This window comes from Amycolatopsis sp. QT-25 (genome assembly GCF_029369745.1).
Taxonomy (GTDB): domain Bacteria; phylum Actinomycetota; class Actinomycetes; order Mycobacteriales; family Pseudonocardiaceae; genus Amycolatopsis.
In genome coordinates this window covers 1754003-1780934 of the sequence record NZ_CP120210.1, presented here as the reverse complement: position 1 = coordinate 1780934, position 26932 = coordinate 1754003, and the positions used below count along the sequence as shown (strand labels likewise).

21 protein-coding genes and 1 riboswitch are annotated in these 26932 nt (G+C 70.8%); of the genes, 10 read left to right on the top strand and 11 right to left on the bottom strand.

Annotated elements, in window-relative coordinates:
- Positions 1–31: 31 nt before the first annotated feature.
- Genes cobC through P3102_RS08215 form a run of 4 tightly spaced genes read right to left on the bottom strand, consistent with a single transcriptional unit; the run spans position 32 to position 4974 of the window.
- On the bottom strand, positions 32–1075 hold the full coding sequence (cobC, locus tag P3102_RS08230) for an Rv2231c family pyridoxal phosphate-dependent protein CobC (RefSeq protein ID WP_276367864.1): 1044 nt from the start codon (positions 1073–1075) through the stop codon (positions 32–34).
- Entirely contained in the window at positions 1068–2402 is a 1335-nt protein-coding gene (locus tag P3102_RS08225) for a cobyrinate a,c-diamide synthase (RefSeq protein WP_276367862.1), read from the bottom strand. The genes cobC and P3102_RS08225 overlap by 8 nt, the downstream gene beginning before the upstream one ends.
- Positions 2396–3010: a cob(I)yrinic acid a,c-diamide adenosyltransferase gene (gene cobO / locus P3102_RS08220; RefSeq protein WP_276367860.1), complete on the bottom strand. Its 615-nt coding sequence runs from the start codon at positions 3008–3010 to the stop codon at positions 2396–2398. The genes P3102_RS08225 and cobO overlap by 7 nt, the downstream gene beginning before the upstream one ends.
- Positions 3010–4974 (bottom strand): putative cobaltochelatase, encoded by a 1965-nt coding sequence (locus P3102_RS08215; protein WP_276367857.1) that lies wholly within the window; start codon positions 4972–4974, stop codon positions 3010–3012. The genes cobO and P3102_RS08215 overlap by 1 nt, the downstream gene beginning before the upstream one ends.
- A gap of 59 nt (positions 4975–5033) precedes the next feature.
- Here P3102_RS08215 and cbiE point away from each other — a divergent pair, with 59 nt between their 5' ends.
- Genes cbiE through P3102_RS08190 form a run of 5 tightly spaced genes read left to right on the top strand, consistent with a single transcriptional unit; the run spans position 5034 to position 11846 of the window.
- Positions 5034–6182 carry a precorrin-6y C5,15-methyltransferase (decarboxylating) subunit CbiE gene (cbiE, locus tag P3102_RS08210; RefSeq protein ID WP_276367855.1) on the top strand — a complete coding sequence of 383 codons (1149 nt, stop codon included), beginning with the start codon at positions 5034–5036 and terminating at the stop codon, positions 6180–6182.
- Positions 6179–6940 carry a precorrin-4 C(11)-methyltransferase gene (gene cobM / locus P3102_RS08205; RefSeq protein WP_276367853.1) on the top strand — a complete coding sequence of 254 codons (762 nt, stop codon included), beginning with the start codon at positions 6179–6181 and terminating at the stop codon, positions 6938–6940. Before cbiE ends, cobM begins: the two co-directional genes overlap by 4 nt.
- The gene (locus P3102_RS08200; RefSeq protein ID WP_276367852.1) at positions 6937–7932 is read left to right on the top strand and encodes a Gfo/Idh/MocA family oxidoreductase; all 996 of its coding nucleotides are present in this window, start codon (positions 6937–6939) and stop codon (positions 7930–7932) included. The genes cobM and P3102_RS08200 overlap by 4 nt, the downstream gene beginning before the upstream one ends.
- The gene (locus tag P3102_RS08195; RefSeq protein WP_276367850.1) at positions 7929–8693 is read left to right on the top strand and encodes a cobalt-precorrin-6A reductase; all 765 of its coding nucleotides are present in this window, start codon (positions 7929–7931) and stop codon (positions 8691–8693) included. Before P3102_RS08200 ends, P3102_RS08195 begins: the two co-directional genes overlap by 4 nt.
- A gap of 33 nt (positions 8694–8726) precedes the next feature.
- On the top strand, positions 8727–11846 hold the full coding sequence (locus tag P3102_RS08190) for an arabinosyltransferase domain-containing protein (RefSeq protein ID WP_276367848.1): 3120 nt from the start codon (positions 8727–8729) through the stop codon (positions 11844–11846).
- Positions 11847–12166: 320 nt separating this feature from the next.
- On the opposite strand, the gene P3102_RS08185 is transcribed toward P3102_RS08190, so the two are convergent.
- From P3102_RS08185 to P3102_RS08175, 3 genes are read right to left on the bottom strand one after another with little or no spacing between them, the layout of a single operon-like run.
- The gene (locus P3102_RS08185) at positions 12167–13672 is read right to left on the bottom strand and encodes a precorrin-2 C(20)-methyltransferase (RefSeq protein WP_276367847.1); all 1506 of its coding nucleotides are present in this window, start codon (positions 13670–13672) and stop codon (positions 12167–12169) included.
- Positions 13669–14292, bottom strand: coding sequence for a precorrin-8X methylmutase (locus P3102_RS08180; protein WP_276367845.1), 624 nt, complete (start codon positions 14290–14292; stop codon positions 13669–13671). The genes P3102_RS08185 and P3102_RS08180 overlap by 4 nt, the downstream gene beginning before the upstream one ends.
- The gene (locus P3102_RS08175) at positions 14289–15383 is read right to left on the bottom strand and encodes a precorrin-3B synthase (protein WP_276367843.1); all 1095 of its coding nucleotides are present in this window, start codon (positions 15381–15383) and stop codon (positions 14289–14291) included. Before P3102_RS08175 ends, P3102_RS08180 begins: the two co-directional genes overlap by 4 nt.
- A 99-nt stretch (positions 15384–15482) precedes the next feature.
- Between P3102_RS08175 and P3102_RS08170 the strand changes: the two genes are divergently transcribed.
- From P3102_RS08170 to cobN, 4 genes are all read left to right on the top strand, one after another.
- The gene (locus tag P3102_RS08170) at positions 15483–16391 is read left to right on the top strand and encodes an ABC transporter ATP-binding protein (protein ID WP_276367842.1); all 909 of its coding nucleotides are present in this window, start codon (positions 15483–15485) and stop codon (positions 16389–16391) included.
- A complete protein-coding gene (locus P3102_RS08165) occupies positions 16388–17239 on the top strand; it encodes an ABC transporter permease (protein ID WP_276367840.1) in 852 nt (283 codons plus the stop codon). Before P3102_RS08170 ends, P3102_RS08165 begins: the two co-directional genes overlap by 4 nt.
- 3 nt (positions 17240–17242) lie before the next feature.
- Entirely contained in the window at positions 17243–17488 is a 246-nt protein-coding gene (locus tag P3102_RS08160) for a helix-turn-helix transcriptional regulator (RefSeq protein ID WP_276367839.1), read from the top strand.
- Positions 17489–17710: 222 nt separating this feature from the next.
- A riboswitch (cobalamin riboswitch) is annotated at positions 17711–17785 on the top strand.
- 53 nt (positions 17786–17838) lie between these two features.
- Positions 17839–21474 carry a cobaltochelatase subunit CobN gene (gene cobN, locus P3102_RS08155; protein ID WP_276367837.1) on the top strand — a complete coding sequence of 1212 codons (3636 nt, stop codon included), beginning with the start codon at positions 17839–17841 and terminating at the stop codon, positions 21472–21474.
- A 204-nt stretch (positions 21475–21678) separates the two neighbouring features.
- Here the strand turns inward: cobN and P3102_RS08150 are convergent, their stop codons facing one another.
- Complete coding sequence (locus tag P3102_RS08150) at positions 21679–22767, bottom strand: dihydrofolate reductase family protein (RefSeq protein ID WP_276367836.1); 1089 nt, start codon at positions 22765–22767, stop codon at positions 21679–21681.
- 120 nt (positions 22768–22887) lie between these two features.
- On the opposite strand from P3102_RS08150, the gene P3102_RS08145 reads away from it, so the two are divergent.
- Positions 22888–24459, top strand: a complete 1572-nt coding sequence (locus P3102_RS08145; RefSeq protein WP_276367834.1) for an ABC-F family ATP-binding cassette domain-containing protein — start codon at positions 22888–22890, stop codon at positions 24457–24459.
- A gap of 61 nt (positions 24460–24520) precedes the next feature.
- Here P3102_RS08145 and paaE read toward each other — a convergent pair whose 3' ends face one another.
- From paaE to paaC, 3 genes are read right to left on the bottom strand one after another with little or no spacing between them, the layout of a single operon-like run.
- A complete protein-coding gene (paaE, locus tag P3102_RS08140; protein WP_276367833.1) occupies positions 24521–25591 on the bottom strand; it encodes a 1,2-phenylacetyl-CoA epoxidase subunit PaaE in 1071 nt (356 codons plus the stop codon).
- Between the two features lies 1 nt (position 25592).
- Positions 25593–26081 (bottom strand): 1,2-phenylacetyl-CoA epoxidase subunit PaaD, encoded by a 489-nt coding sequence (paaD, locus tag P3102_RS08135; protein WP_276367831.1) that lies wholly within the window; start codon positions 26079–26081, stop codon positions 25593–25595.
- Positions 26075–26932 carry a 1,2-phenylacetyl-CoA epoxidase subunit PaaC gene (paaC, locus tag P3102_RS08130; protein WP_276367829.1) on the bottom strand — a complete coding sequence of 286 codons (858 nt, stop codon included), beginning with the start codon at positions 26930–26932 and terminating at the stop codon, positions 26075–26077. Before paaC ends, paaD begins: the two co-directional genes overlap by 7 nt.

Below are 26932 nucleotides of genomic sequence, written 5' to 3'. Positions count from 1 at the left end.
GCTCGCCGTCATCAGCCTGCCCGGGATCTCTTCACCCGCCTCGATCCCGCAGGCGGTCTTCGGAATTTTCACGAACAGCGGCGAGCGCCGCCAGGAACGCGTCCACCGTGTCCCTGTCCCGCACCGCGATCCGCAGGTACCGCGAGTCCAGCCCCGGGAAGGTGTCCCCCCGCCGGACGGCGAAGCCCTTCTCCCGCAAACGTTCCCGGACACCATCGGCACCGGGGAGCCGGACGAGCACGAAGGGCCCTCGCGGTTCCCCCAGCACCTCGACGCCCGACGCGGTCAGGCCCGAGACCAGGTACTCTCGATCCGCTTCCGCCGCCATCGCCAGCTTCTCGGCTTCCTCCAGTGCCGCCGGGCGGCAGCACGCCACCACGGCGACGGCGGCGAGTGACGACACCGACCACGGCGGCTGAACCGCGCGCAGTCTGTCCACAAGGGACGCGTCCGCCAGGACGTATCCGGCGCGCAGTCCGGCGATTCCCCAGGTCTTCGTCAGGCTGCGGAGGACGGCGAACCCGGGTTGCCCGGCAACGCTTTCGGTCTCGCCGGGGACGGCGTCGAGGAACGCCTCGTCGACGACGACCAGGCGGCCAGGGCGCCGCAAGGCGAGCAGGTCCGCGGCCGGATGCAGCACCGAAGTCGGGTTCGTGGGGTTCCCGACGAAGACCAGGTCCGCTGCGTCCGGGACGCCGCCCAGCCGGAAACCGTCGCCGGGTGACAACAGCACGCGGCGCACTCGGTGTCCGGCCGCGCGCAAAGCGGCTTCCGGTTCGGTGAACTGCGGGTGCACGACCACGGCGTGCGCGGGCCGCAGCGCCGTGGCCAGCAACGTGAAGGCCTCGGCCGCGCCCGAGGTCACCAGCACCCGGGCCTCCGGCAGACCGTGTCGCCGTGCCACCGCCCCCGCGGCGGCGGTCACGTCCGGATAAGCCGCCAGGTCGTCGAGGGCCGCCGCCAGTTCGGCGCGCAGCCACGCGGGCGGCACCGGGAGCCGGACGTTGACCGCGAGGTCGACGAGCCCTTCGCCGACCTCGCGGTCGCCGTGGTGCCGGAGGTCGTAGTCAGCCATGGGCGTGCACCGCGGCGGCGAACCGTTCGGCGAGTTCGGGGTAGCCCGCCCAGTGGACGTGCAGGTAGGACGCGTGCAGTGACGCGGACGCGAACCCGTCGGGCGTGCGGTCCCAGCCCCAGGCCGGGGTCGGGCCGCTGCCGGGTTCGACGATCGTCCGGTGGAATTCGTGACCGGTGACGCGGTGCCCGGCAACGGCCAGCACGCTGTCCGCGGGCGCGAAAGCCTTGCGGTAGCCGAGTTTCCCGCGTTTGGTCATGGTGGCCGAGGCGTCGAGGACGCCGGTCATCGGCAGGCCGTCGATGTCCTGGCAGAGATACAACAACCCCGCGCATTCCGCCACGACGGGCATTCCGTCACCGACGGCCCTGGCCACCGCCGTCCGCAACGGGACGTTCGCCGACAGCTCTTCGGCGTGCACCTCGGGGAAGCCGCCGCCGAAGTACAGCCCCGCGCAGCCCTCGGGGAGTTCCTTGTCCCGCAACGGATCCACTTCGACGACGTCGATGCCGGCGGCGGCGAGCAGTTCGACGGCCTCGGTGTAGCGGAAGGTGAACGCGGGGCCCGCCGCGGCGGCGACGACCGAGCGCCGTCCGTCCGGGGAAAGCGGTGGGCGCCAAGGCTCCCCGGAAAGGCGGGAAGCCGATCGCGCGACCTGCACGATCGCCCCGAGATCCACTCCTTCGCTGATCCACGCGGCCAGCTCCGGCAGCAACCGCGCCGACTCGCTCGCCCGTTCCGCCGCCGGGACCAAGCCGAGATGACGGCTCGGCGCGTGGATCTCTTCGTTGCGGTACAACGTTCCCAGCAGCGGGACGCCGGTCGCCTCCAGTGCGGTCACGATCTCGTCCGCGTGCCGCTGCGAGCCCAGCTTGTTGAGGATGACGCCGGCGAGCCGGACGCGCGTGTCGTACTGCGCGAACCCGAGCACGGTCGCGGCGACACTGCGTGACGCGGCCGAGGCGTCGACGACGAGCACCACCGGTGCGTCCAGCACCCGCGCGACATGCGCCGTCGACGCGTAGCCCTCGGTGCCGAGCGCCCCGTCGAACAGGCCCATCACGCCTTCGATGACCGCGATGTCGGCACCGGCGGAACCGTGCCGCAGCAACGGGATCAGCCGGTCCTCGCCCTGGAGGAACGGGTCGAGGTTGCGCGGCGGCCGTCCGGTGGCGAGGGCGTGGTAGCTCGGGTCGATGAAGTCGGGGCCGACCTTGTGCCCGGAGACCTTCAGCCCCCGTGCCCGCAGCGCCGCCATCAGCCCCGCGGCGATCGTGGTCTTGCCGTGCCCGGAACCGGGCGCGGCGATGACCACGCGGTTCACCATTCGATGCCCCGCTGGCCTTTTTGCCCGGCGTCCATCGGATGCTTCACCTTCGTCATCTCGGTGACCAGGTCCGCGGCCTCGATCAGCTCCGGCGGCGCGTACCGGCCGGTGATCACGACATGCTGGTGACCGGGGCGCGCCGTCAGCGTCGAGACGACGTCGTCCACTTCGAGCCAGCCCCATTTGAGCAGGTAGCTGAACTCGTCGAGCACGTAGAAGTCGTGGGTCTCGGCGGCGAGACGGCGTTGGATCTCGGCCCAGCCCTCGCGAGCGTTGGCCGCGTGGTCCTCGTCGGAGCCGGATTTGCGGGCCCAGCTCCAGCCTTCGCCCATCTTGTGCCACTCGACCGGGCCGCCCTGGCCGGTGTCCTCGTGCAGTCCGCCGAGCGCGCGGAAGGCGGCTTCCTCGCCGACGCGCCATTTCGCCGACTTGACGAACTGGAACACACCGATCGACCAGCCCTGGTTCCACGCGCGCAACGCCATGCCGAACGCGGCCGTGGACTTCCCCTTCATCTCGCCGGTGTGCACGGCGAGCAGCGGGCGGTTGCGGCGCTGACGGGTGGTGAGCCCGTCGTTCGGCACCGTTTCCGGCTTACCCTGTGGCATTACGCGGCCCTGCCGGAAAGACGGGTGCGGACGGCGCCCGCGAGGGTGTCCGCGGCGACCTCGGCGACCGGGACGTGTTCCGCGCCGAGGTGTTCCGCCAGTTCCGCGGCGAGGCCGAGGCGCATCTTCCCGCTTTCGCAGTCCATCACGACCGAGGTCACGTTCCCGGCCAGCAGCCCGGCCGCCTGCTTCGCGCGCTGGACGGCGTCGGCTCCGCTGGTCGCGCGGCCGTCGGTGACGACGACGAGCAGCGGACGCCGCAGCGGATCACGGACCGCTTCGATCCGCAGCACCCGCACCGCTTCGAGGAGTCCTTCGGCCAATGGAGTCCGGCCGCCGGTCGCGAGACCGGCCAGCCGGGACGCCGCGGCGTCGACGCTGATCGTCGGCGGGAGCGCGAGTTCGGCACCGGAGGCGCGGAAGGTCACCAGTCCCACCTTGTCGCGTCGCTGGTAGGCGTCGAGCAGCAGGGACAGCACGGCGGTCTTGACCTCGCGCATCCGCTGCCGGGCGCCCATCGACCCGGACGCGTCGACACAGAACAGCACCAGGTTGCCCTCGCGCCCTTCCCGCCGCGCGAACCGCAGATCCCGGGGCCGCACCACCAGTCCGGCGCCGCTGCGGCCGCGAGACCGCTGGTGCGGGGCGGCCGCGCGCACGGTCGCGAGCAGATGCGGATGCCCGTCCTTGGTCCCGGCGGGCTGGACGCCGACGGTCCGCCCGTTGTCGGTGATCGCCCTGGACCGCCGTCCGGCGGCGCCCTCACCGGTGCCCTTCACCTCGAACCGCCTGGCACGAAAGGCTTCTCCGGCACCGACCGGCTTCTGCTCACCGCCGCTCCGGCCACCGCCCGAGGGCTCCTGCCCGCCTTCCGACGGCGGCGGACCGGAAGTCTCGCCGCCCTCCGGTGGGGTTCCCGGACCGGGACCGTCGTCTTCGGGACCCGGACCTTCCGGCTCGGCGTCCTGCAACGCCTGCTCCAGCTGTTCTTCGGAGATGCCGGGCGCGTCGAAGGGATTCCGCCGGCGGCGATGCGGCAGCGCGAGCCGGGCCGCGACCCGGACGTCCTCGGTGGTCACCTCGGTGCGGCCGGCCCAGGCGGCGTGCGCGACGGCGGTCCGCGCGGTGACGATGTCCGCGCGCATGCCGTCGACCTCGAAGGACGCGCAGATCTCGGCGATCTGCCGCAGCGCGTCGTCCGGCAGTTCGACCGACGGCAGAAGTCGTCGCGCCGCTTCGATGTCCGCGGCGAGTTCGGTGTCGGCGGCGGCGTACTGGCCGGCGAAACCGTCGGGATCCGCCTCGTAGGCGAGCCGCCGCCGGACGACCTCGACCCGCAGTCCGGGATCCCGGCTGGACGCGACCTCGACGGTGAGGCCGAAGCGGTCCAGCAGCTGCGGCCGCAGTTCGCCTTCCTCGGGGTTCATCGTGCCGATGAGGACGAACCTGGCCGCGTGCGAAACCGAGACGCCCTCGCGCTCGACGGTCGCGCGGCCCATGGCGGCGGCGTCGAGCAGCGTGTCGACCAGGTGGTCGTGCAGGAGGTTGACCTCGTCCACGTACAGCAGCCCGCGATGTGCGGCCGCGAGCAGACCGGGCTGGAAATCGGTGACACCGTCCGCGAGCGCGCGTTCCAGGTTCAGCGAGCCGATCACGCGGTCTTCGGCCGCGCCGACCGGCAGTTCCACCAGCCGCGCGGGACGGCGGTGGGCGGGCGAACCTTCGGCATGCGGGCCGTCGGGGCAGGCCGGGTCGGGCTCGACGGGGTCACAGGAGAACCGGCACGCGTCCACGACGTCGACGCCGGGCAGCAGGCCGGCCAGCGCGCGCACCATCGTCGACTTCGCCGTGCCCTTCTCCCCGCGCACCAGCACCCCGCCGACGGCGGGTGAGATCGAGGAAAGCACCAGCGCCAGGCGCAGCTCCGGCATCCCCACAACGGCGGTGAACGGGTACGGCTTCACAGCTCTCCTGTCGTCGACGACCTCTGGCCGATCATCGCATAGGAATTCCGTCCTCTACCGTGACGAACGTGCGCGAAAAATCACCCCTGACGGTCGTCGGGATCGGAGCCGACGGCTGGCCCGGTCTGTCCTCGCGGGCCAGGGACGCGGTGGTGAACGCGGACGTGGTCATCGGTGCTCCGCGTCAGCTCGCGTACCTGCCCGCCGGGATGAAGAGCGAACCTTGGCCCAGCCCGCTCCTGCCGGCACTGGACGAGTTCCTCGCCGGACGAGAAGGCCGCGTCTGCGTGCTGGCCAGCGGTGATCCCCTGCTCTCCGGCATCGGCACGACGCTCGTCCAGCGCGGCTACGACGTCGAGATCCTGCCCGCGCTGTCCTCGGTGACGCTCGCCCGCGCGAGGCTCGGCTGGTCGGGGGAGGAGACGGAGGTGGTCACCGTCGTCGGCCGCGCGATCGGCCGGGTGAGCCGGGCCTTGGCACCCGGCCGGAAGATCCTCGTCCTCGGCGCGAACGCCGAAGACCTGCTCGACCTGCTCAAGGCCCGCGGTTACGGCAAAAGCCGTGTCACGGCGCTGTCCGACCTCGGCGGCCCCGACGAGCGGATCGGCCCCGGCTCGCTGACCGTGTTCGCCGTCGAGGCCGACGGGCCCGCGCTGCCGCTGACCGGCCTCCCGGACGACGCCTTCGAACACGACGGGCAGCTCACCAAACGCGATCTTCGCGCGTCCGCGCTGGCCAGGCTCGCGCCGTCACCCGGCGAACTGCTGTGGGACGTCGGCGCGGGCGCGGGCAGCGTCGGGATCGAGTGGTCCCGGGTGCATCCGCTGAACCGGGCGATCGCGATCGAGCGGTCGCCCGAGCGGGCCGCCAGGATCACCCGGAACGCGGACGCCCTCGGAGTCCCGGAACTCGACGTGGTGATCGGCCCCGCGCCGGAAGCACTCGAAGGGCTGACCACACCGCACGCGATCTTCGTCGGCGGCGGACTGACCGTGCCCGGTGTCCTGACCGCCTGCCTGGCGACCGGCGCGCGGATCGTCGCGCACGGCGTGACCCTCGAAGCCGAACAGGCCCTGGCCCGCGCGTACGGCGAACACGGCGGGGAACTGATCCGCGTCGCCGTCGAACAGGCGGCGCCGCTGGGCGGATTCACCGGCTGGACCCCGGCGCGGGTCGTCACACAGTGGACCTACCGGAGCAAACCTTGAGCGTGCACTTCATCGGCGCCGGTCCCGGCGCCGCCGACCTCATCACCGTACGAGGCCGAGACCTGCTGGGCCGCTGCGCGACGTGTCTGTACCCCGGCAGCATGACACCCACAGCGCTCTTGGCGTACTGCCCTCCGGAGGCGGTGCTCGTCGACACCGCGAACCTCGACCTGCCCGCGATCGTCGAGCGCATGGTCGAGGCCCACGGAAACGGCCACGAGATCGCGCGGCTGTGTTCGGGCGATCCGTCGATCTACAGCGCGGTCGCCGAGCAGATGCGCCGCCTCGACGCGGCCGGCGTTCCCTACGACGTCACGCCGGGTGTCCCCGCGTTCGCCGCCGCGGCCGCGCTGCTCAACCGCGAACTCACCGTGCCCGAAGTCGGCCAGAGCCTGGTCATCACCCGGGCACAGGCCCGCTCCACGGCCATGCCACCGGGAGAAACGCTGGCGAACTTCGCACGCACCGGCACCACGCTCGCCCTGCACCTGGCGATCAACCGCGTCGAGCAAGTAGTCGACGAATTGCGGCCTTTCTACACCGACGACTGCCCGGCGGCGGTGGTCGCGCTGGCGAGTCAGCCCGGTGAGCGGGTGCTGCGCGGGACGCTCGGCACGATCGCCGCGCAGTCCCGCGAGGCCGGGATCAGCCGCGCCGCGATGATCTTCGTCGGGGAAGTCCTTGCCGCCGAAGGCTTTCCCGACAGCTTCCTGTACTCGGCCACCCGTGATCGCGCCAACCAACCGGAGTCGCTGTGAAGAACCTTCGCTGGGGCCTGCTGGCCGCCGGGACCATCGCCGCCGAGTTCGCGGCGGGCGTCGACGAGAGCAAGCACGGCGTGCTGGCGGCCGTCGCCGCGCGGTCCGGGGAGCGGGCGGCCGAGTTCGCGAGCCGCTTCGAGATCCCGAAGTGCTACGGCTCCTACGAAGACCTGCTCGCCGATCCGGACGTCGACGCGGTCTACCTCTCGACGCCGCATCCCCTGCACGGCGAATGGGCGATCCGCGCGGCCAAAGCAGGCAAGCACATCCTGTGCGAGAAACCGCTGACCGTGTCCGTCGCCGAAGCCGAGCAGGTCGTCGAGGCGGCCCGCGTCAACGACGTCTTCCTCATGGAGGCGTTCATGTACCGGCTGCATCCGCAGATCCGGCGGCTGGCCGAGCTGATCTCGTGCGGCGCCATCGGCGAGGTCCGCGCCGTGGACGTCGCCTTCAGCTACAACTTCACCGTCCCCCGGCTCACCGATCCGGCGCTGGGCGGAGGCGGGATCTTCGACGTCGGCTGCTACTGCACGTCGCTCGCGCGGCTGGTCTCGCAGGCGGCGACCGGGGTGGACGTCGTCGAGCCCGAAGAGGTGCTCGGGATGGCCCGGCTCGACGAGAACGGCATCGACGAGGTCGCGTTCGGCTTGCTGCGGCTGCCCGGCGGGATCCTCGCGCAGCTGGCGTGCGGCTTCCAGCTGACCCAGGACGACCACATCCGCGTGTACGGCTCGCAGGGCCGGCTGTACGTGCCGAAACCGGCGTGGATCCACGAAATGCGCAAGCCGAAGACCTCGCAGATCATCCTCACGCCGGAAGGCGGTGAGCCCGAGGTGATCGAAGTCGAAGCGACTCAAGGACTTTTCGCGCGCGAGGCCGACCACGTCGCCGCCCATCTCGAAGACCGGCAGGCACCCGAACTCACCTGGGCGGAAACGCTCGCGAACCTGCGCACACTGGAGCGGTGGCGCGCGGCCGTGATGCGATGACCGGCCCGACGACGCTGCTGATCCTGGGCGGGACCGGCGAAGCGCGAGAGCTCGCGAAAGAGCTCGTGACGCGCGGCGAGCATGTCGTGTCGTCGCTCGCGGGCCGCGTCGCCCGCCCGAAACTGCCCGACGGCGAAGTCCGCGTCGGCGGCTTCGGCGGCCCGGAGGGTCTCGCACGCTGGCTGATCGAGAACGACGTCGACGCGGTGATCGACGCCACGCATCCCTTCGCCCAGCGTATCGGCGCCAACGCGGTCATCGCGACGCGCGAAACGGGAACGCCGCTGCTCCGGCTCGCGAGGCCCGGCTGGACCGAACAACCCGGCGACACCTGGCACTGGGCCGACGACCTCGAACACGCCGCGCGACTGCTCCCGGGGCTCGGCGAGCGCGTGTTCCTCACCAGCGGTCGTCAGGGGCTCGCCGCCTTCGCCGGGCTCGACCTCTGGTTCCTGATCCGCTGCGTCGACCCGCCCGAAGCACCGCTCCCCCGGCGGCACGAAGTCCTGCTGGATCGAGGGCCGTACCCGGTGGACGGGGAACGCGCGCTCATGGAACGGCACGGCGTCGAGGTCGTCGTCACCAAGGACAGTGGCGGCGCGATGACCGCCGCGAAGCTCACCGCGGCCCGCGGGCTCGGTCTCCCGGTGGTCGTCGTCCGGCGTCCCGAGGGTTGCCGTCGCCCGGAAACGGCCAGTGTGACGACAGTTCAAGACGCTGTCGCCTGGCTCGGTGCCCGGAAGAAGGGCAGCCCTGCGTAAGCCGTTCGGACCAGACCCGTTAGCGTTGCGCCGATGCGTTTGATCGCTGTCACGCTGGGGTTGCTGTCCGCCTTGTGCGCGTTGGCTTTCCCCTTCCTGCCGGTGGTGCAGGACACAGCGGAGGTCGTCTGGCCAACGGGCGGCGACACCCGCTCCGTCAACGCGCCCTTGACCGGGTACTGGGCGCAGGATCTGCGCGTCGACCTGCCGTGCCCGACCATCCGATCGCTGGACGCGCGTTCGCAGGGTCAGGCGTTGCTGTTCTCCACCGTGCCCGACGGCCGCACCGACCCGCGCGCGGGCAAGGGCGTCGGCCTCCAGCTGCGCATCGACAACGGCGTGCTGCTCGCCTCCAGCCAGGGCCAGCAGATCGCGCAGCAGCCGCTGCCTCCTCAGTCGACGTCGCAGCAAAACTGCGACGTCGAACTGTCGGCGGACGCGAACCAGATGACGCTGAGCGTCGCCGACACCGTGGTGTTCCACGCCGAGGGCGACGTCCGGCCGCGGCTGGTCGGGATCTACTCGTCGATCAACGCGGGCAAGGACCCGATCGCCGGCTTGCACGTCTCGGTCGTCCCGGACACCCGCTACCAGACCTCGCCGACGCTGCTGAAGTGGATCATCGGCGTGCTCGCGGCACTGTCGTTCATCGGCTGCCTGATCGCGGTGTGGCGGATGGACTCCGGCTTCGCCCGCCGCGCACCGCGCTGGGCGCCGGTCGGCTGGTGGCGGCTGACCGCCCGCGACGCGACGGTGATCGTCGCGCTCGGCGCGTGGGTCTTCATCGGCCCGGTGACCTCCGACGACGGCTACATCCTCACCATGTCGCGAGTGGCCGAAGAGACCGGCTACCTCACCAACTACCACCGCTGGTTCGGCGTCGCCGAGGCGCCGTTCGGCTGGTTCTATCACGTGTACCAGCTGATGTCGCACGTCAGCACGGTGCCGCCGTGGATCCGGCTCCCGTCGTTCCTGCTCGGCGTGCTGAGCTGGCTGCTGATCAGCCGCGAGGTCATGCCGCGCCTGGGCACCCAGGTCCGGACGAGCCGCGCGGCGGGCTGGGCCGCCGCCGCGGTCTTCCTGGTCTGGTGGATGCCGTACAACAACGGTGTCCGGCCGGAACCGGTCGCCGCGCTGGGCTCGTTGCTGGCGATCTGCGCCGTGGAGCGCGCGCTCGTGACGCGCCGCCTGCTGCCGCTCGCCCTCGGGCTCACCGCGGCCGGGTTCACGCTGGCCGCGACACCGACCGGGCTGATCGCGGTCGCGCCGTTCCTCGTCGCCGCCCGCCCGCTGTTCAAACTGGTCCGCCAGCGCGCCGAGAACGGCTGGCTGCCGGTGCTCGCGCCGGTACTGGCCGCGGGGCTGCTGGTGCTGGTCGTGGTGTTCGCCGACCAGACGTTCGCCACCGTGCAGGAGGCGACCCGGATCCGCACCCAGGTCGGCCCGAACCTGTCGTGGTTCCAGGAGCTGGCGCGCTATCAACTGCTCTTCGAAAGCCTGCCGGACGGTTCCGTGTCACGCCGGTTCCCCGTCCTGCTGGTGCTGCTGTGCGTCGGGGCCTGCCTGGTGGTGCTGCTGCGCCGCGGCCGGATCCCCGGCGCCGCGCTCGGCCCGAGCCGCCGCCTGATCGGCACGGTCGCGCTGTTCTTCCTGATGCTGGCGCTGACCCCGACCAAGTGGACGCACCACTTCGGCGCGTTCGCCGCGGTCGGCGCGGCCATGGCGGCGCTCACCGCGCTGGCGACCAGCTCGACGGTACTGCGGTCCAGGCGCAACCGGGCGGCGTTCCTCGCCGGGCTGCTGGTGGTCGGCGCGCTGGCCGCGACCGGGCCGAACTCGTTCTGGTTCGTCTCGAAACTCGGCGTGCAGTGGACCGCGGTGGCGCCCTCGATCGGCGGGGTCCCGCTGTCGACGATCCTGCTCGTCGCGGCCGGGATCTCCGGGGTGTACGCGTTCGTGGAGAACGTGCGGGCGCATCGGCCGGGACTGCAGGCCGGCCCGCAGGAAGGGCGGGGCCGGTCGCTGCGGCTCGGGTCGCTTTCGCTGGTGGTCGTCTGCGGTCTGATGGCCACGGGCGAATTCGTCAGCATGGCGTGGGCGATCCACAACCAGGCCGGTTCCTACAGCCTCGGCGCCGCGAACTTCGTGCATCTGTCCGGCAAGAGCTGCAACCTCTCCGACCACGTGATGGTGGAACGGGACGCCGCCACCAGCATCCTGCGGGTCCAGCCCGAACAGCGGACGGTGCCGGTGAAGAAGGAGGAACCGCCCGCCGGGCAGACCCCGCCGCCGCTGCCCGATCCGGAACAGGACAACGGCCGCGTGCAGACCGGGTTCCACACCCGCGCCATCGACGACAAGGATCCGCTCGCCGAACCGCCGCACGGCTTCAAGCCGGACGAAGTGCCGATGTGGAGCAGCTTCCTCGACGCCGAAACGCGGGCCGGGCGGCTGCGCAGCGACTGGTACGCCCTCGCGGAAAAGCCCGCGGACGGCCAGATCGTGGTCGCCACCGCAGGCGCGGCCCGGCGGCCGACGTCGGTCAGCCTCGACTACGGCATGAACACCGGCGAGGGCGTGAAGATCGTCCGCAGTCAGTTCGTGCTCCCACCGGGCGCCGGGACCAACGGCTGGAACGACACCCGGATCAACCTGCGCGACCTCCCCGCCGAGACGACTTCGGTGCGGATCAACATCGTCGACAACGACCTCACCGAGGACGGCTGGATCGCCGCGTCGGCGCCCCGCGTGCCGACGTTCACCACGCTGACCGAGAAGATCGCGGGCAAACCGGTGTACGTCGACTGGCCCGCGTCGTTCGTCTACCCGTGCGTGCAGCCGGTGACCTCGCACGACGGCATCTCGAAGCTGCCCGAATACCGGATCACCGCCGGTGCCGTCGCCGACGAGGCGAACTGGGCGTCCAGCACCAACGGCGGTCCGATCGGCTGGCTCGAAGAGGTCGCCGCCGAACCCGAGGTGCCCAGCTACCTGATCGGCCAGCCGAGCCAGTCCTGGGGCCAGCTACTGCAGATCGAACCGTTCACCGAAGGGATCGCGCCGACGATCGTCCACGGCGAGAAGGTCGTCCCCGGCTGGTGGTCGCCGGGTCCCGGACCGCGGCAGCCGAACGGCAAGGACCCCACGCGCTAGGCGTCACTCGCGTGCTTGAACCCGTAACTCGCGTGCTTGAATACGGAACTCGCGTGCTTGGAGACGGAACTCGTGAGTTACGCCTCCAAGCACGCGAGTGTCGTGTCCGATCACGCGAGTCACGAGTTCAGACCCGCCGGCGCCGGCGGCAGTGGGCCTTCGTGAAGGACGCCGAGCCGCTGCGTAGCGCGTGTCAGCGCGACGTAGAGCTCAGCCGCAGCCTCTTTTGCCACTCACGACCCTCGCCCGGGCTTCCGGCCGGCGAGACGTCCGATGCCTGCCGGACCGGCGCCCAGTGCCCGCGATGCGGGGCTGGGCCATCACTCGTAGCTTCGGGGCGTCCAGACGATCCCGTTCTCGGCGCGGGTCTTCGACGAACCCACGATCAGCAGGCAGCGCATGTCCACTTCCGACGGCTCCATCGTGCCGAGGGTGACCACGCGGATGTCCTCCTCGGGTCCGCCGACGTCACGGGCGACGACCACCGGGGTCTCCGGCGCGCGGTGCCTGAGCAGGACTTCGCGGGCCTGCGCGAGCTGGGTGGTCCGCGTGCGGGACGCCGGGTTGTACAGCGCGAGCACGAGATCCGCCGCGCCCGCCGCGTCGAGCCGCCGTTCGACGACCTCCCACGGCTTGAGCCGGTCGGACAGCGAGAGCACGCAATAGTCGTGCCCCAACGGCGCGCCGACCCGGGACGCGGCCGCCTGCGCGGCGGTCACCCCCGGCACGACCCGCACCCGCGAACCCTTGCCGTGCCCGGCGGCGACCTGCTCCAGCACCGCCGACGCCATCGCGAACACGCCGGGATCACCCGACGAGACGACGGCGACCTTGGCGCCGTTCGCGGCCAGCTCCAGCGCTTCCACGGCGCGTTCGGCCTCCACGCGGTTGCCGGACGCGTGCCGCTGCTGCCCCGCGCGCTGCGGCACCCGCGCGACGTACGGGCCGTAACCGACGATGTGCTCCGCCGCGGCCAGTTCCTCGGTCGCTTCGGGGGTCAGCCAGCCGGGACCCGCCGGGCCGAGGCCGACGACCACGACCTCGCCACCGGTGTGCGTTTCCCGCTTTCGGGGGACTTCGGGTTCGTCGGCGAGCCGGGCGGCGTAGGCGGGGCTGGGCAACAGCGCCAGCGAGAAGTACGGCACCGACTCCGGGTCGACGTCGGCGAACGGCTCGACGCGCTGTGCCTGCCAGGTCGCGCGTTCGAGGTAGAAGGCGTCGTCCAGTTTCCCGGCTTCGGCCAGCGCCTCGCGGACGTTGCCGAAGGTGCGGCCGAGTTTGACCACCGCCGCGGCCTGCGTGTCGGCCAGTCGCCGCGCGAGTTCCGGCGCGGGCAGCGTGCCGGGCAGGATGGTGAGGACCTCGTCGCGCTGCACCAACGGGCGGCCGAGCACCGAGGACGCCGCGCTGACCGACGTCACACCGGGCACCACGGTCGCCTCGTAGCGGTCGGCGAGCCGCTCGTGCATGTACATGTAGGAGCCGTAGAAGAACGGGTCGCCTTCGCAGAGCACGACGACGTCGCGTCCGGCGTCGAGGTGCTCGGCGAGCCGCTTCGCGCTCAGCTCGTAGAAATCGGCGATGGCGCCTTCGTAGCCGCCGGGGTGGTCGGTGGTCTCGGTGGTGACCGGATAGACCAGCTTCTCCTCGACCTGCCCGTCCCGCAGATACGGTTCGGCGACCGAACGCGCGATGCTCCGGCCGTGCCGCGCGCTGTGATAGGCGATGACGTCGGCCTCGCCGATCAGCCGCGCGGCCTTGACCGTCATCAGTTCCGGATCGCCGGGCCCCAGCCCGACCCCCCACAGCTTCCCGAGCCCGCTCATTCGACCTCACTCGCCATCGCGTTGATCGCGGCCACGGCCAGCGCGCTGCCGCCGCGGCGCCCGTGCACCACCAGATACGGCGCCGGCGCCCGTTGCGCCAGTTCCGCTTTGGACTCGGCGGCACCGATGAAGCCCACCGGGACCCCGATGATCGCCGCCGGGGCACCGACCCCTTCGTCGAGCAGTTCCAGCAGGCGGAACAACGCGGTGGGCGCGTTGCCGATCGCCACCACGGAACCGGGCAGCTTGTCACGCCACAGCTCCAGCGCGGCCGCGGACCGGGTGGTGCCCATCCGCTCCGCCAGTCCCGGCACCCGCGGGTCGGACAGCGTGCACAGCACCTCGTTGGCGGCGGGCAAACGTTTGCGGGTCACGCCGGAGGCGATCATGTTCGCGTCGCACAGGATCGGCGCGCCCGCCTCGAGCGCGGCGCGGCCGGATTCCACCACGTCCAGGCTGTAGCGGAGATCGTCGACCAGGTCGACCATCCCGCAGGCGTGGATCATCCGCACGGCCAGCACCGCGACGTCGTCGGGCAGGATCGCGAGATCCGCCTCCGCACGGATGGTGGCGAACGAATGCCGGTAGATCTCGGCCCCGTCCCGGATGTAGTCGATCACTGTGTTCCTTTCTCCGCCGACAACTCTTTCTCCAGCACAGTCGCCAGCTCGCCGGCCGGGACCCGCTCCCCGTCGACCAGATAACCGTCCTCTGTCGCGAGCACGTCGACGTGTTCGCGCGCGGGCTTTCCGCAGCGCCGTTCACAGCCGGCGAAATGAACCCTCGGCGTCCTGCCGACCCTCGCCGCGTCGGCCCGGACGTCGGCGAGCGACTTCGCGCAACCCGGGCGCCCGATGCAGGCACTGACCCCGAGCGACGGCGCGTCCGGATCGGTGACCAGCCCGGTGCCCGTTTCCAGGGGGCCGCGGACCAGGATCGACCGCCACGGGGTGACCACGGCGTCCCCGGCCTTCGCGATCGCCCGTGCCTGAGCCGAGGTCAGCCTGCCGAAGACAGGGACGGCCACGATCGCTTCACCGATCGGTCCGACAGGGAGGCCGGGATTCACCGCGAACCTCCGCGGCTCGACGGTTTCGCCTGGTATGCCCTTGAGCAGCGGTCCTGGGTCGGTCAGTTCGCTGACCCGCCAGGCGGTTCCTCTCCTCCGGAGGAACGCGCGGGCGACCGAAAGCAGCGCCTCGACGGCGTGCTCGGCGGGGACGCGCAGGCCGGTGTCTTCACCGGCGAGCAGCAACGCGCCGTCGCGCCAGCAGACGTCGGCACCTTCGCCGGCGACGTCACCCCGGCCGCCGTCGAGGGCGAAAAGGAAACGTCCCGGAAGTTCGGCCAGCCCGGGGACGGCGCACAGGGCCTCGTCGAGAGCGGCGGCGAGTTCCTGGGCGGCGTCGCTCGTCGGCGAGGCGAGGATGTTGCGGACACGTTCGTGCGACGGCGAAGGCAGGAGCCCGGCCGCGGTGAGCCTGCCCGCGAGCCCCGGACGGGTGACGCCACGCAGCTGCACGTTGCCGCGAGAGGTCAGGTGCAGGGCGCCGTCACCGAGGTCGTCGGCGGCGTCCGCGAGCGCCCCGAGCCGGGCCCGCGTGATCGCGCCGCCGGGCAGCCTTACACGGGCGAGTGGACCGTCCGCGGCGTCGTGCGTGGCGAAAATACCAGGGCACGCGTCGGCTCGGACACGGGCGCTCGTGGACATGCGCTCACTGTAGATGGCCGATTCGGGCCAGAGTATGTCTCAGATAATATGTAGTAGGTGTGCTACATTCGATCGCATCACTGAGATGGGGGTGACCACATGAGAGATCCACACGAAGTGATGATCTCCGTCAAAGATCTCCGGATGCGTTACGGGACGAACGACGTCCTGCACGGCGTGGACTTCACCGCGCACCGTGGCGAGGTGATCTGCCTGCTGGGCCCCAACGGGGCGGGCAAGACCACGACGATCGAGATCCTCGAAGGCTTCCGGATGCGCTCGGAAGGCGAGGTCAGCGTGCTGGGCACCGACCCGGCGCACGCGGACGAGAACTGGAGGGCGCGGCTGGGGGTCGTCCTCCAGGCCTGGCGCGACCACGCGAAATGGCGGGTGCGGGAACTGCTGGAGCACCTCGGCGGCTACTACGCGCCGTACTCCACCGACCGCATCGAGCGGCCGTGGGATCCGGACGAACTGGTCGCCGCGGTCGGCCTGACCGAACAGGCGGACAAGAAGGTCCGGATGCTCTCGGGCGGGCAGCGGCGCCGTCTCGACGTCGCGATCGGCATCGTCGGCCGCCCGGAACTGCTGTTCCTCGACGAGCCGACCGCCGGACTGGACCCGGAGGCCCGGCGCGAGTTCCACGAACTCGTGCACCGGCTGACCGACGACGACGACACGACGATCCTGCTGACCACCCACGACCTCGACGAGGCCGAGAAACTGGCCGACCGGATCCTGATCCTGAACCACGGCCGGATCGTGGCCGACGGCTCGGCCGACGCGCTGAGCAGGCAGATCGCCGGTGAGGCCGAGGTGCGCTGGACGCTGGACGGCCAGCGGTTCGTGCACTCGACGACCGAATCGACGAAGTACGTGCACGAACTGTTCAAACAGCACGGGGACGCCATCGCCGACCTGGAGGTCCGGCGGGCGTCGCTCGAAGACACGTACATGACCCTGGTCCGCCGGGCGGAATCCCCGCTCGTGGAGGTGAGCGCGCCATGAACGCGATCCGGCACAGCTTCCGGATGGGCGTCGAACGCGGCTTCCTGGAGTCGCGTCAGACCCTGACCAACGGCGAAGACCTGTTCAACACCTTTCTCTTCCCGGTGATCTTCGTGGTCGTCATGTTCTTCATGCGCGACTCGAAGCTGCCGGGAACGGAGTTTTCGCTCGGCGCCGCCACCGTGCCGAGCGTGCTGGGCGCGTCGATCGTGTTCGGCGGCATGCTCGGCATGGCGGGCATCCTCGCCGTCGAACGCGAGGACGGCACGCTGCTGCGCGCCAAGGCCACCCCGAACGGGATGATCGGCTACCTCGTCGGCAAGGTCGTCACGATCTCCGTCGGCACCGTCATCGGGATGCTGCTGGTGCTGATCCCGTGCCTGTTCCTGTTCGACGGCATCGCGCCCGGCGGCTGGACGTCGTGGCTGGGCCTGCTGTGGGTGCTGGCGCTCGGCCTGCTGGCCACCATGCCGATCGGCGCGATCTTCGGCTCGCTGACCACGAACGCGCGCAGCATCGGCCTGATCATGCTGCCCACCTTGGGCATCGGCGCGATTTCCGGGATCTTCTACCCGATCACCGCGCTGCCCGAGTGGCTGCAGGGCCTCGGGCAGGTGTTCCCGATGTACTGGCTCGGGCTCGGCATGCGGTCGGCACTGCTGCCGGACTCGACGGTGATGGTGGAGATCGGGCAGTCCTGGCGGTCGTGGGAGACCCTCGGCGTGCTGACCGCGTGGGCCGTGATCGGATTGACCCTGGCCCCGGTCGTCCTGCGGCGGATGGCGCGGCGCGAGTCCGGGTCCTCGGTGGCGGCACGACGGGAAAAGGCGATGCAGCGAATTGGCTAGTTCATGAGCGAGGTCGTTTACAACCGGATCGCGATGCTGCGCGCGGAACGAGGCATCTCCCGCCGCGAGCTCGCCGATGCGCTGGGCGTGCACTACCAGACCATCGGCTACCTCGAACGCGGCGAGTACAGCCCGAGCCTCTACCTCGCGTTGCGGATCGCGAAGTTCTTCGAGGTCGCGGTGGAGATCATCTTCTCCACCGCGCCTTTCCCGCGAATAGGCGACTCTTCGTCGGAGCGGTCGGCGTGAGCCCGCTCGAGCGGGCGCACGCCCACGCCGTCCGGCTGGGACACGGTCCCGCTTAAGTACCTGATGGCCCCCTTCCTTGCGCCTGGGTACAGGAAGGGGGCCTTCATGTACTTGGACGACCACGACCTGCCGATGCTCGACCTCGGCCTGCCGGGCACATCACCTTGACTCCCGCCGGACCGCACCGGAGAGTGAACCGAAGAACCCACGCGTCGGCAGGTGGAGGAACCCGGTGAGAGTCCGGGGCGGTCCCGCCACTGTCACCCCTCACGGGCAACGAGGGGAAGCCAGGAACTCCGGCCGGCGCGACCACACGACCCGGGGCGCGGACACCCCGAGTGAGGACTGCCGTGATCCTGCTTCTGTCCACTTCGGACACCGATCTGCTCAGCGCCCGTTCCAGCGAGGCCGAATACCGGCTGGCGAACCCCGCCCGGCTCGACCTGGCGGAGCTGCCCACCCTGCTCGACGGCGCCCCGATCGTCGTCGTCCGGATCCTCGGCTCCGAGCGCAGCTGGTCCGACGGGCTCGACGCGGTGCGCGCGAGCGGCGCGCACGTGGTGGTCCTCGGTGGGGAGCAGACGCCGGACGCGCAGCTCATGAAGCTGTCCACGGTTCCGGCGGGCACGGCGGCGGAAGCGCACGCGTACCTCGCGCAGGGCGGGCCGGAGAACCTCACCCAGCTGCACCGCTTCCTGAGCGACACGCTCCTCCTGACCGGTGACGGTTTCGAGCCGCCCGCCGTCCAGCCGCTCTGGGGTGTCCTCGACCGCGAGCCGAAGGCCACCGAGGGTCCGGTCATCGCGATCCTCTACTACCGGGCGCATCACCTGTCCGGCAACACCGAGTTCGTCCACGCCCTCTCCGACGCCGTCGAGGAGGCCGGGGGCCGCGCGCTCCCGATCCACTGCGCGTCCCTGCGCACCCGCGAGCCGGAGATGATGGCCGAGCTGGCCAAGGCCGACGCGCTGCTGGTCACCGTGCTGGCCGCCGGCGGCACCCGGCCGTCCGAGGTCGGCGCGGGCGGTGACGACGAGGCGTGGGACGTCGCCGAAATGGCCGCGCTCGACATCCCGATCCTCCAGGCGCTGTGCCTCACCAGCGACCGCGAGACCTGGTCGGCCAACGACGACGGCCTCTCCCCGCTCGACGCGGGCAACCAGATGGCCGTCCCCGAATTCGACGGCCGTCTCATCACCGTCCCGTTCTCGTTCAAGGAGATCGACGACGACGGCCTCCCCAAGTACGTCCCGGACGCCGAGCGCGCGTCCCGCGTCGCGAAGATCGCGCTGGCCCACGCCCGGTTGCGCCACACTCCCCCGCCGGAACGCCGGATCGCGCTGATGCTGTCGGCGTACCCGACGAAGCACTCCCGCGTCGGCAACGCGGTCGGCCTGGACACGCCCGCGTCGGCGATCGAACTGCTGCGCCGCATGCGCGAGCGGGGCTACGACCTCGGCGAGGACCCGTTCCCCGGCGTCGAGCCCACCGGCACCGACCAGCCCGACGGCGACGCGCTGATCCACGCGCTCATCGCCGCGGGCGGCCAGGACCCGGAGTGGCTCACCGAGGAACAGCTGTCCGGCAACCCGATCCGCGTCCCGGCCGCCAAGTACCGCGAGTGGTTCGCCGAGCTGCCCGCGGAACTGCGCGAGGGGATGGAGGAGCACTGGGGTCCCGCGCCCGGGGAGCTCTACGTCGACCGTTCCCTCGACGAGGCGGGCGACATCGTGCTGGCGTCCCTGCAATCGGGCAACGTCATCCTGATGATCCAGCCGCCGCGCGGCTTCGGCGAGAACCCGGTGGCGATCTACCACAACCCGGACCTGCCGCCGAGCCACCATTATCTGGCCGCGTACCGCTGGCTGGAAGAGGAGTTCGGCGCGCACGCCGTCGTCCACCTCGGGAAACACGGTTCGCTGGAATGGCTTCCCGGCAAGACCGCTGGCCTGTCGGACTCCTGCGCGCCGGACGCCGTCCTCGGCAACCTGCCGCTGATCTACCCGTTCCTGATCAACGACCCCGGTGAGGGCGCGCAGGCGAAACGGCGTGCGCACGCCACGATCGTCGACCACCTGATCCCGCCGATGGCCCGCGCCGAAAGCTACGGCGACATGGCCCGCCTGGAGCAGCTGCTCGACGAGCACGCCAACATCGCCGCGATGGACCCGGCGAAGCTGCCCGCGGTCCGCGCGCAGATCTGGACCCTGATCCAGGCCGCGAAACTGGACCACGACCTCGGTGTCGAGGAACGCCCGCACGACGCGGAGTTCGACGACTTCCTGCTGCACATCGACGGCTGGCTGTGCGAGGTCAAGGACGCGCAGATCCGCGACGGCCTGCACATCCTCGGCGCCGCACCGGAAGGCGAGGCGCGGATCAACCTCGTGCTCGCGATGCTGCGTGCCCAGCAGATGTGGGGCGGCAAACAGGGTGCCGTCCCCGGTCTGCGGTCCGCACTGGGGCTCAAGGAGAACAGCGACGCCCCACTGTCCGAAGTGGACGCGATCGAGCAGACGGCCCGCTCGCTCGTCGAGGCGATGGAGGCCAGGGACTGGTCCCCCGACGCGGTCGCCGAGGTCGTCGCCGACGTGCCGGAACACCAGGAGGTCGCCCGCGTGCTGACCTTCGCCGCCACCGAGATCGTGCCGCGGCTGGCGGGGACCGGCGCCGAGATCGACGCCGTGCTCCACGCGCTCGACGGCGGCTACATCCCGGCAGGCCCCAGTGGTTCTCCCCTGCGCGGCCTGATCAACGTGCTGCCGACCGGCCGCAACTTCTACACCGTCGACCCGAAGGCCATCCCGAGCCGTCTCGCCTGGGAGACCGGGCAGGCACTCGCGGATTCGCTTCTCCGCCGCTACAAGGAGGACAGTGTTTCTCCCGCCCCCCTCTCCGAGGATCCCACCCCCCGCGGCTCCTGGCCGCGAATGGTCGGCCTCTCGGTGTGGGGCACGTCGGCCATGCGCACGTCGGGCGACGACGCGGCGGAAGTCCTCGCCCTGCTGGGTGTCCAGCCGATCTGGGACGAGGCCTCGCGGCGGGTCACCGGCATCGAAGCCATTTCGCTCGCCGAACTCGGCCGCCCGCGAATCGACGTCACCGTGCGGATCAGCGGGTTCTTCCGCGACGCCTTCCCGCACGTGATCACCCTGCTGGACGACGCCGTCCGCCTGGTGGCGAACCTCGACGAACCGGACGAGCAGAACTTCGTCCGCGCCCACACCCGCGCGGATCTGGCCGAGCACGGCGACGAACGCCGGGCCACCACGAGGATCTTCGGCTCCAAACCCGGCGCGTACGGCGCGGGCCTGCTGCCGCTGATGGATTCCGGGAACTGGCGCGACGACAAGGATCTCGCCGAGGTCTACGCGGTCTGGGGCGGTTTCGCCTACGGCCGCGACCTCGACGGCAGGCCGGCGCGCGAGGACATGGAGAACTCGTACAAACGGATCGTGGTCGCGGCCAAGAACACCGACACCCGCGAGCACGACATCGCCGACTCCGACGACTACTTCCAGTACCACGGCGGGATGATCGCGACGGTCCGCGCGCTCACCGGCACCGCGCCCGCGTCCTACGTCGGTGACAGCACCACCCCGGACGCGGTCCGCACGCGCACCCTCGGCGAGGAGACCGCCCGCGTCTTCCGTGCCCGCGTGGTCAACCCACGCTGGCTGGCGGCGATGCGCAAGCACGGTTACAAGGGAGCGTTCGAGCTGGCCGCGACGGTCGACTACCTCTTCGGTTTCGACGCCACCGCCGGGGTGGTCGGCGACTGGATGTACGAAAAGCTCACCGAGTCCTACGTGCTCGACGAGGTCAACCAGGAGTTCCTGCGCCAGGCCAACCCGTGGGCGCTGCGCGGCATCATCGAGCGGCTGAACGAGGCGGCCGATCGAGGGCTCTGGGCGGAGCCGGACGCCGACCTCTTGGCTCAGCTGCGGGAGGTCTACCTCTCGCTGGAGGGGGACCTCGAATCCTGACTTCACCCGCTGGAGCAGGGCCGTGGCACTCCCGGCGGTACCACTGACGTAGGCGCGGAACTTAGCGTGACAAGGGCGGTGGGACGTCAATGATCGGGAGGACAACGATGATCAAGCGTCTGTTGAAGGTCGTGCTTCGCCACGGTTGCTGCTCGGCGTGCACCGGTCTGGGCTGCGGCTGCTGCGGCGCCTGCAAGTAGGAGTTCAAGGCTGGACACCCGGGAGATGGGTGTTCGCGCGGCGGACGCCGGCGGCGAGGGCGGACACCTCGATCACCCGGCGTCCGGCCGCCTCCAGCGTTTCGGCGCCGACGCAATCGACGAACACCGACGGCTCGCGCCAGGCGAAGACGACGCGAGGGATACCGGCGTCGAGGATGAGCTGGGTGCAGCTTCGCGGATGTGACGTCCGCGAGCTGCACGGCTCCAGCGAGGTGTACATCGTCGCCTCCGCCAGCCTCGGATCTCCCGGTTCGAGCTTGGCGAGGGCGGCTTCTTCCGCGTGGTCGGCGGGCCCGCCGTCGCCCGAGTAGCCGGTGGAGATCACTTCGCCGTCGGCGGCGGCGATGACCGCTCCGACGCGGAACGTGCGCGGCGGACAGTTCTCGGCCAGCGCGATGGCCTCACGCAGCCGCAGAATGTCCACATCGGACGGTTCCGGCGTCGTGTGGTACCGCAGGACGGCGATGTCACCCAGCCGGACGCTCCCGACCAGCGTCAGCCCGCGCGGGAAAGCGCCCGGGCCGACGAAGCGCGGCGCGCGCGGGTCGCCGACGAAGAACGGCGCGATGGCCAGATGCAGTTCGTCGGCCAGGCCTTCGGTGAGGAACTGGGTGTGGATCGCGCTACCGCCTTCGACCATCAGCCGCCGGACGCCCCGCGTGTGCAGGTCGGCCAGCATCGCTCGCAGGTCCACCAGGTCGACGACGGTCGCCTTCACTCCGGTGACGGCGCCGGGTGGGGCGTAGACGAGTTTCTCGGCGTCACCGACGGTGAAGAACTGCGCCGCCGGATCGAGTGATCCGCTCCGCGTGAGGGTGACCTTGACCGGTTGCTCCGGACGGCCCGCCGCGACCCGTTCCGCGACGAGTTCCGGCGAGCGGACCAGCAAGCGCGGGTTGTCCGCGCGGATCGTGTTCGCGCCGACGAGGATCGCGTCCGACGCCGCGCGCAGCCCGTCCACCCTGGCCCAGTCTTCCTGGTTCGACAGCACCAGCCGGGTGTCGGTCGCGTCGTCGAGGTAGCCGTCCAGCGAAACCGCGGCGGACAGCAGGACATGGGGGCGTCGGATCACACCCGCCAGTATGCCCCCGAACAAATCGATCGCCGCGCGGCCACTTCTCGGGATAGCCTGTCGCGGTGATCTTCTGAGACGAACCTGCGCCCGCAATCCACCTCCTTCGCAGGGAGTCTCATGTCTTCTTCCTTGACGTTGTCCGACGTCACCTTCACCTGGCCGGACGGTGTTCCGGTGTTCGAGCGCCTTTCGCTCACCATCGGAGCCGGTCGCACCGGACTGGTCGGCACCAACGGGTCCGGTAAGTCCACGCTGCTCAGGCTGCTCGCGGGTGAGCTGCGCCCGGCGTCCGGCTCGATCACCACCCCGGGCGAACTCGGGTATCTGCCCCAGAACCTCGTCCTCGACACCGTCCGCCGTGTCGACGACCTGCTGGGCGTCACCGCGATCCGCGCGGCGATCCGGGCCGTCGAGGGCGGTTCCGTCGCCGAGGAGCACTTCACCACCATCGGCGACAACTGGGACGTCGAGGAACGCACTCGCGCGATCCTCGGCAGGCTGGGTCTCGACGCCGTCCGCTGGGATCAGCGGGTGGGCGAGTTGTCCGGCGGCGAACTCACGCTGCTCGGGCTGGCCGCCCTGCTCCTGCGCCGTCCCACCGCGCTGCTGCTCGACGAGCCGACGAACAACCTCGACCTGCGGGCACGCGAACTCGTGCACCGCGAGGTGGCGGGCTGGGGCGGCATCCTCGTGGTGGTCTCGCACGACCGCGAGCTGCTGCGGCTGGTCGACCGGATCGCCGAGGTCCGTGCGGGCGGGGTCACCTTGTACGGCGGCGATCTCGCCGAGTACGAGCACGCCGTCGAGGTCGCGCAGGAAGCCGCGCGGCGGCACGTGCGGGCGGCGGAGTCGGACGTCGAACGGCAGAAGCGGGAACTGGTCGAGGCCGGGATCAAACTCGCCCGGCGGGCCCGCTACGGACGGCAGATGTGGGACCGGAAACGCGAACCCAAGGTGCGGATGCGCAAACGTCAGGAGGACGCGCAGATCGCCGCGGGCAAGTACCGGAATCTGCACACCGACAGGCTCGAAGGCGCCGTCGAAGCGCTGAAGGCCGCCGAAAGACTGGTGCGCGAGGACGCCGAAATCCGCGTCGAGCTGCCGGAGACCACGGTCCCCCGCGGAACGGACGTGCTGCGGATCGACGCGGTGCCCCGGTTCGGCCCGCCGGTGGACCTGCACGTCATGGGACCCGAGCGGATCGCGCTCGTCGGGCCCAACGGTTCGGGCAAGACCACCCTGCTCCGCACGATCACCGGCGAACTCCCGCCGGCGTCGGGCGACGTGGGACTGCTCGTCCCCGCCAGGCTGCTCCCCCAGCGGATCGACGTCCTCGACGAGTCATTGTCCATTGTGGACAACGTACGGCCGGTCGCGCCGTCGCTCACGGACAACGAGATCCGCGCGAGGCTGGCGCCGTACCTGTTCCGGGGCAAGGCGGCCGACCGTGAGGTGGCGTCGCTGTCCGGCGGGGAACGGTTCCGGGCGGCGCTGGCGACGCTGTTGCTGACCGAGCCCACGCCGCGGTTGCTGCTGCTCGACGAGCCGACGAACAACCTCGACCTGGCGAGCGTGCGGCGCCTGACCGAGGCGCTACTCGCTTACCGGGGCGCCCTGATCGTGGCGAGTCACGACCGGCCGTTCCTCGCCGACATCGGCATCACCCGGTGGCTGACTCTCCGCAATTAGTCCCCTGAATGCGGTACTTGCGTGCGCAACTACCGCATTCAGGGGACGAAATGCGCGGGGATCAGGCGTCGAAGTCCACCGTGACGGTGTCGGAGACCGGCACCGACTGGCAGGTGAGCACGAACCCGGCGTCGACTTCGGCCTTCTCCAGGGCGAAGTTGCGCCGCATGTCCACCTTGCCGTCGCAGATCTTCGCCCGGCAGGTGCCGCACACCCCGCCCTTGCAGGCGAACGGCAGATCCGGGCGGTACTTCTGCGCACCGTCGAGCAGGGAGGAGCCGCGCGGCAGCGTCATCGTCGTCGACCGGCCGTCGAGCACCAGGGTGACCTCGCTGGACGAACCCACGACGGCCGGGTCGACGTGGCGCACCGGCTCCGGCGGCGTGTCCACATAGAACAGTTCCTGATGGACGCGATCGTCGGGGACGTCCAGCGAGCGCAGCAGTTCCTGCGCGCCGGTCACCATCTCGAACGGCCCGCACAGCCACCAGTGCGCGACGTCCTCGACCGGGATCAGCACGGTGCACAGGCGCCGCAGCTTCGCCACGTCGAGCCGTCCGGTGAACAGTTCCGCCTCGCGCGGCTCGCGGGAGAGCACGTGGACGAGTTCGAGCCGGGCGGGGTGCCGATCCTTCAGGTCCGCGAGGTCGTCGGCGAACATGACGGTGTCCGTCCGGCGGTTGCCGTAGAGCACGGTCACCGTCGCGTCGGAGTCGCCGAGCAACGACGACGCGATCGACAGTACCGGCGTGATCCCGGATCCGGCCGCGATCAGGACGTGGTGTCCGGCGGCTTCCAGGTCGGGGCTGAAGTTGCCGGTCGGCGGCGCGACTTCGATCTCGTCGCCGGGCTTCACGTCGTGCACGAGCCACGACGAGAACAACCCGCCCGGCACTTCCCGGACACCGACGCGCGGTGCCGCGCCGGCGGGCGCGCAGATCGAGTACGAACGACGCTCGTCACGGCCGTCGATCTCGCGGCGCAGGGTCAGCGACTGGCCCGGTTTGAACCGAAAGGTGTCCGCGAGGTCTTCGGGCACGTCGAAGGTCACCGCGACGGCGTCGTCGCACAGGCGCTGGACGTCGGACACCTCGAGGGTGTGGAAACCCGTGCGGCGCAGGGTGGCGGTCACGCTAGATCTCCTTGACGTGTTCGAACGGTTCGAGGCAGGACCGGCAGCGGCGCAGGGCTTTGCACGCCGTCGCGCTGAACCGGGACTGTTCCTCGGTGTCCGCGGCACCGCAGTGCGGGCAGCGCACCGACGACATCGGCGGGCTCAGCGTGAGCGGGATCGGGCCGGTGCGCCGCGGCGCCGCCCCCGGCGGCGCGATGCCCGCTTCGGCCAACTTCCGCTTCCCGTCCTCCGTGATCCAGTCCGTGGACCAGGCGGGCTGGAGCACCGTGCGGACCTCGACCTCGCCGTAACCCGCGCCGGTCAGCGCGTGCACGAGGTCGTCGCGCATGGTGTCCATCGCCGGGCAGCCGGTGTAGGTCGGGGTGATCGCGACGACCACCCGGCCGCCGGATTCGGACACTTCACGCAGCACACCGAGGTCGGCGAGGGTGAGCATCGGCAGTTCCGGATCGGTGACCGTGGCCGCCACGGCGTACGCGGTCACCATGTCGCGTCCGGGTGTTCCCTGGCGACACTTTGCAGGGTCGCCAGTAGGAAGCCCATCCGCTCGGTGTGCACGCCGTCGCGGCCCATCCGGCCGGAAACCCCGGCGAGGGCACCGACTTCGGGGCGGGTCAGCTTCGCGACGGCCAGCACCTGGTCGAGGACGGCGTCGAATTCCGGCCGCAACGACGGAGAGTCGACGAACTCGGCCTCGTGCGCCGCGAACAACTCGCCGACGTACGGCCAGACCGCGTCCAGGCCTTCCTGCATGCGCTCGTGCGACAGTTCGGTGCCGTCGCCGAGGCGCACGGCCCACTGGGCGGCGTAGTCGCGGTGGTACGCGACTTCCTTGACGCCCTTGTCCGCGATGGCCGCCAGCACCGGATCGACACTGGCCCGCAACCGCTGCAGCAAGGCCAGCCGCCAGATCGAGAACACCAGCAGCCGCGCGATCAACTGCCCGAAATGCCCGCCGTCGAGTTCGGCGAGGCGGACGTTGCGGTACTCCTGCTCACTCCGGAAGAAGGCGTACGAGTCCTCGGTACGGTCGCTGCCGTCGGCCTTGCCCGCGCGGGCGAGCAGCAGCCGCGCCTGTCCGAGCAGGTCGAGCGCGATGTTGGCGATCGCGACCTCGTCCTCGAGTTCGGGCGCGTTCGTGCACCACTCCTGCAGCCGATGCGAGAAGATCAGCGCGTCGTCGCCGAGCATCAGGCAGTACGCGGCCAGCCGTGCACCGTCCACACCGGACGGAATCGTGGTGTCCACACCGGACAGCGGATCCTCGAACCCGGTGCCGAAGGCCCAGCGGGAATCGTTCTCCTCGGTGATCGCCTCGTAGGCGTTGTCGAAGCTCAT

Bases quoted from the DNA above. Each gene is read 5' to 3' on its own strand.
- cobC (WP_276367864.1), bottom strand. From the start codon at position 1,075: ATGGCTGACTACGACCTCCGGCACCACGGCGACCGCGAGGTCGGCGAA.
- P3102_RS08225 (WP_276367862.1), bottom strand. From the start codon at position 2,402: ATGGTGAACCGCGTGGTCATCGCCGCGCCCGGTTCCGGGCACGGCAAG.
- cobO (WP_276367860.1), bottom strand. From the start codon at position 3,010: ATGCCACAGGGTAAGCCGGAAACGGTGCCGAACGACGGGCTCACCACC.
- P3102_RS08195 (WP_276367850.1), top strand. From the start codon at position 7,929: ATGACCGGCCCGACGACGCTGCTGATCCTGGGCGGGACCGGCGAAGCG.
- P3102_RS08190 (WP_276367848.1), top strand. From the start codon at position 8,727: ATGCGTTTGATCGCTGTCACGCTGGGGTTGCTGTCCGCCTTGTGCGCG.
- P3102_RS08185 (WP_276367847.1), bottom strand. From the start codon at position 13,672: ATGAGCGGGCTCGGGAAGCTGTGGGGGGTCGGGCTGGGGCCCGGCGAT.
- P3102_RS08175 (WP_276367843.1), bottom strand. From the start codon at position 15,383: ATGTCCACGAGCGCCCGTGTCCGAGCCGACGCGTGCCCTGGTATTTTC.
- P3102_RS08170 (WP_276367842.1), top strand. From the start codon at position 15,483: ATGAGAGATCCACACGAAGTGATGATCTCCGTCAAAGATCTCCGGATG.
- P3102_RS08165 (WP_276367840.1), top strand. From the start codon at position 16,388: ATGAACGCGATCCGGCACAGCTTCCGGATGGGCGTCGAACGCGGCTTC.
- P3102_RS08160 (WP_276367839.1), top strand. From the start codon at position 17,243: ATGAGCGAGGTCGTTTACAACCGGATCGCGATGCTGCGCGCGGAACGA.
- P3102_RS08145 (WP_276367834.1), top strand. From the start codon at position 22,888: ATGTCTTCTTCCTTGACGTTGTCCGACGTCACCTTCACCTGGCCGGAC.
- paaD (WP_276367831.1), bottom strand. From the start codon at position 26,081: ATGGTGACCGCGTACGCCGTGGCGGCCACGGTCACCGATCCGGAACTG.
- paaC (WP_276367829.1), bottom strand. From the start codon at position 26,932: ATGAGCTTCGACAACGCCTACGAGGCGATCACCGAGGAGAACGATTCC.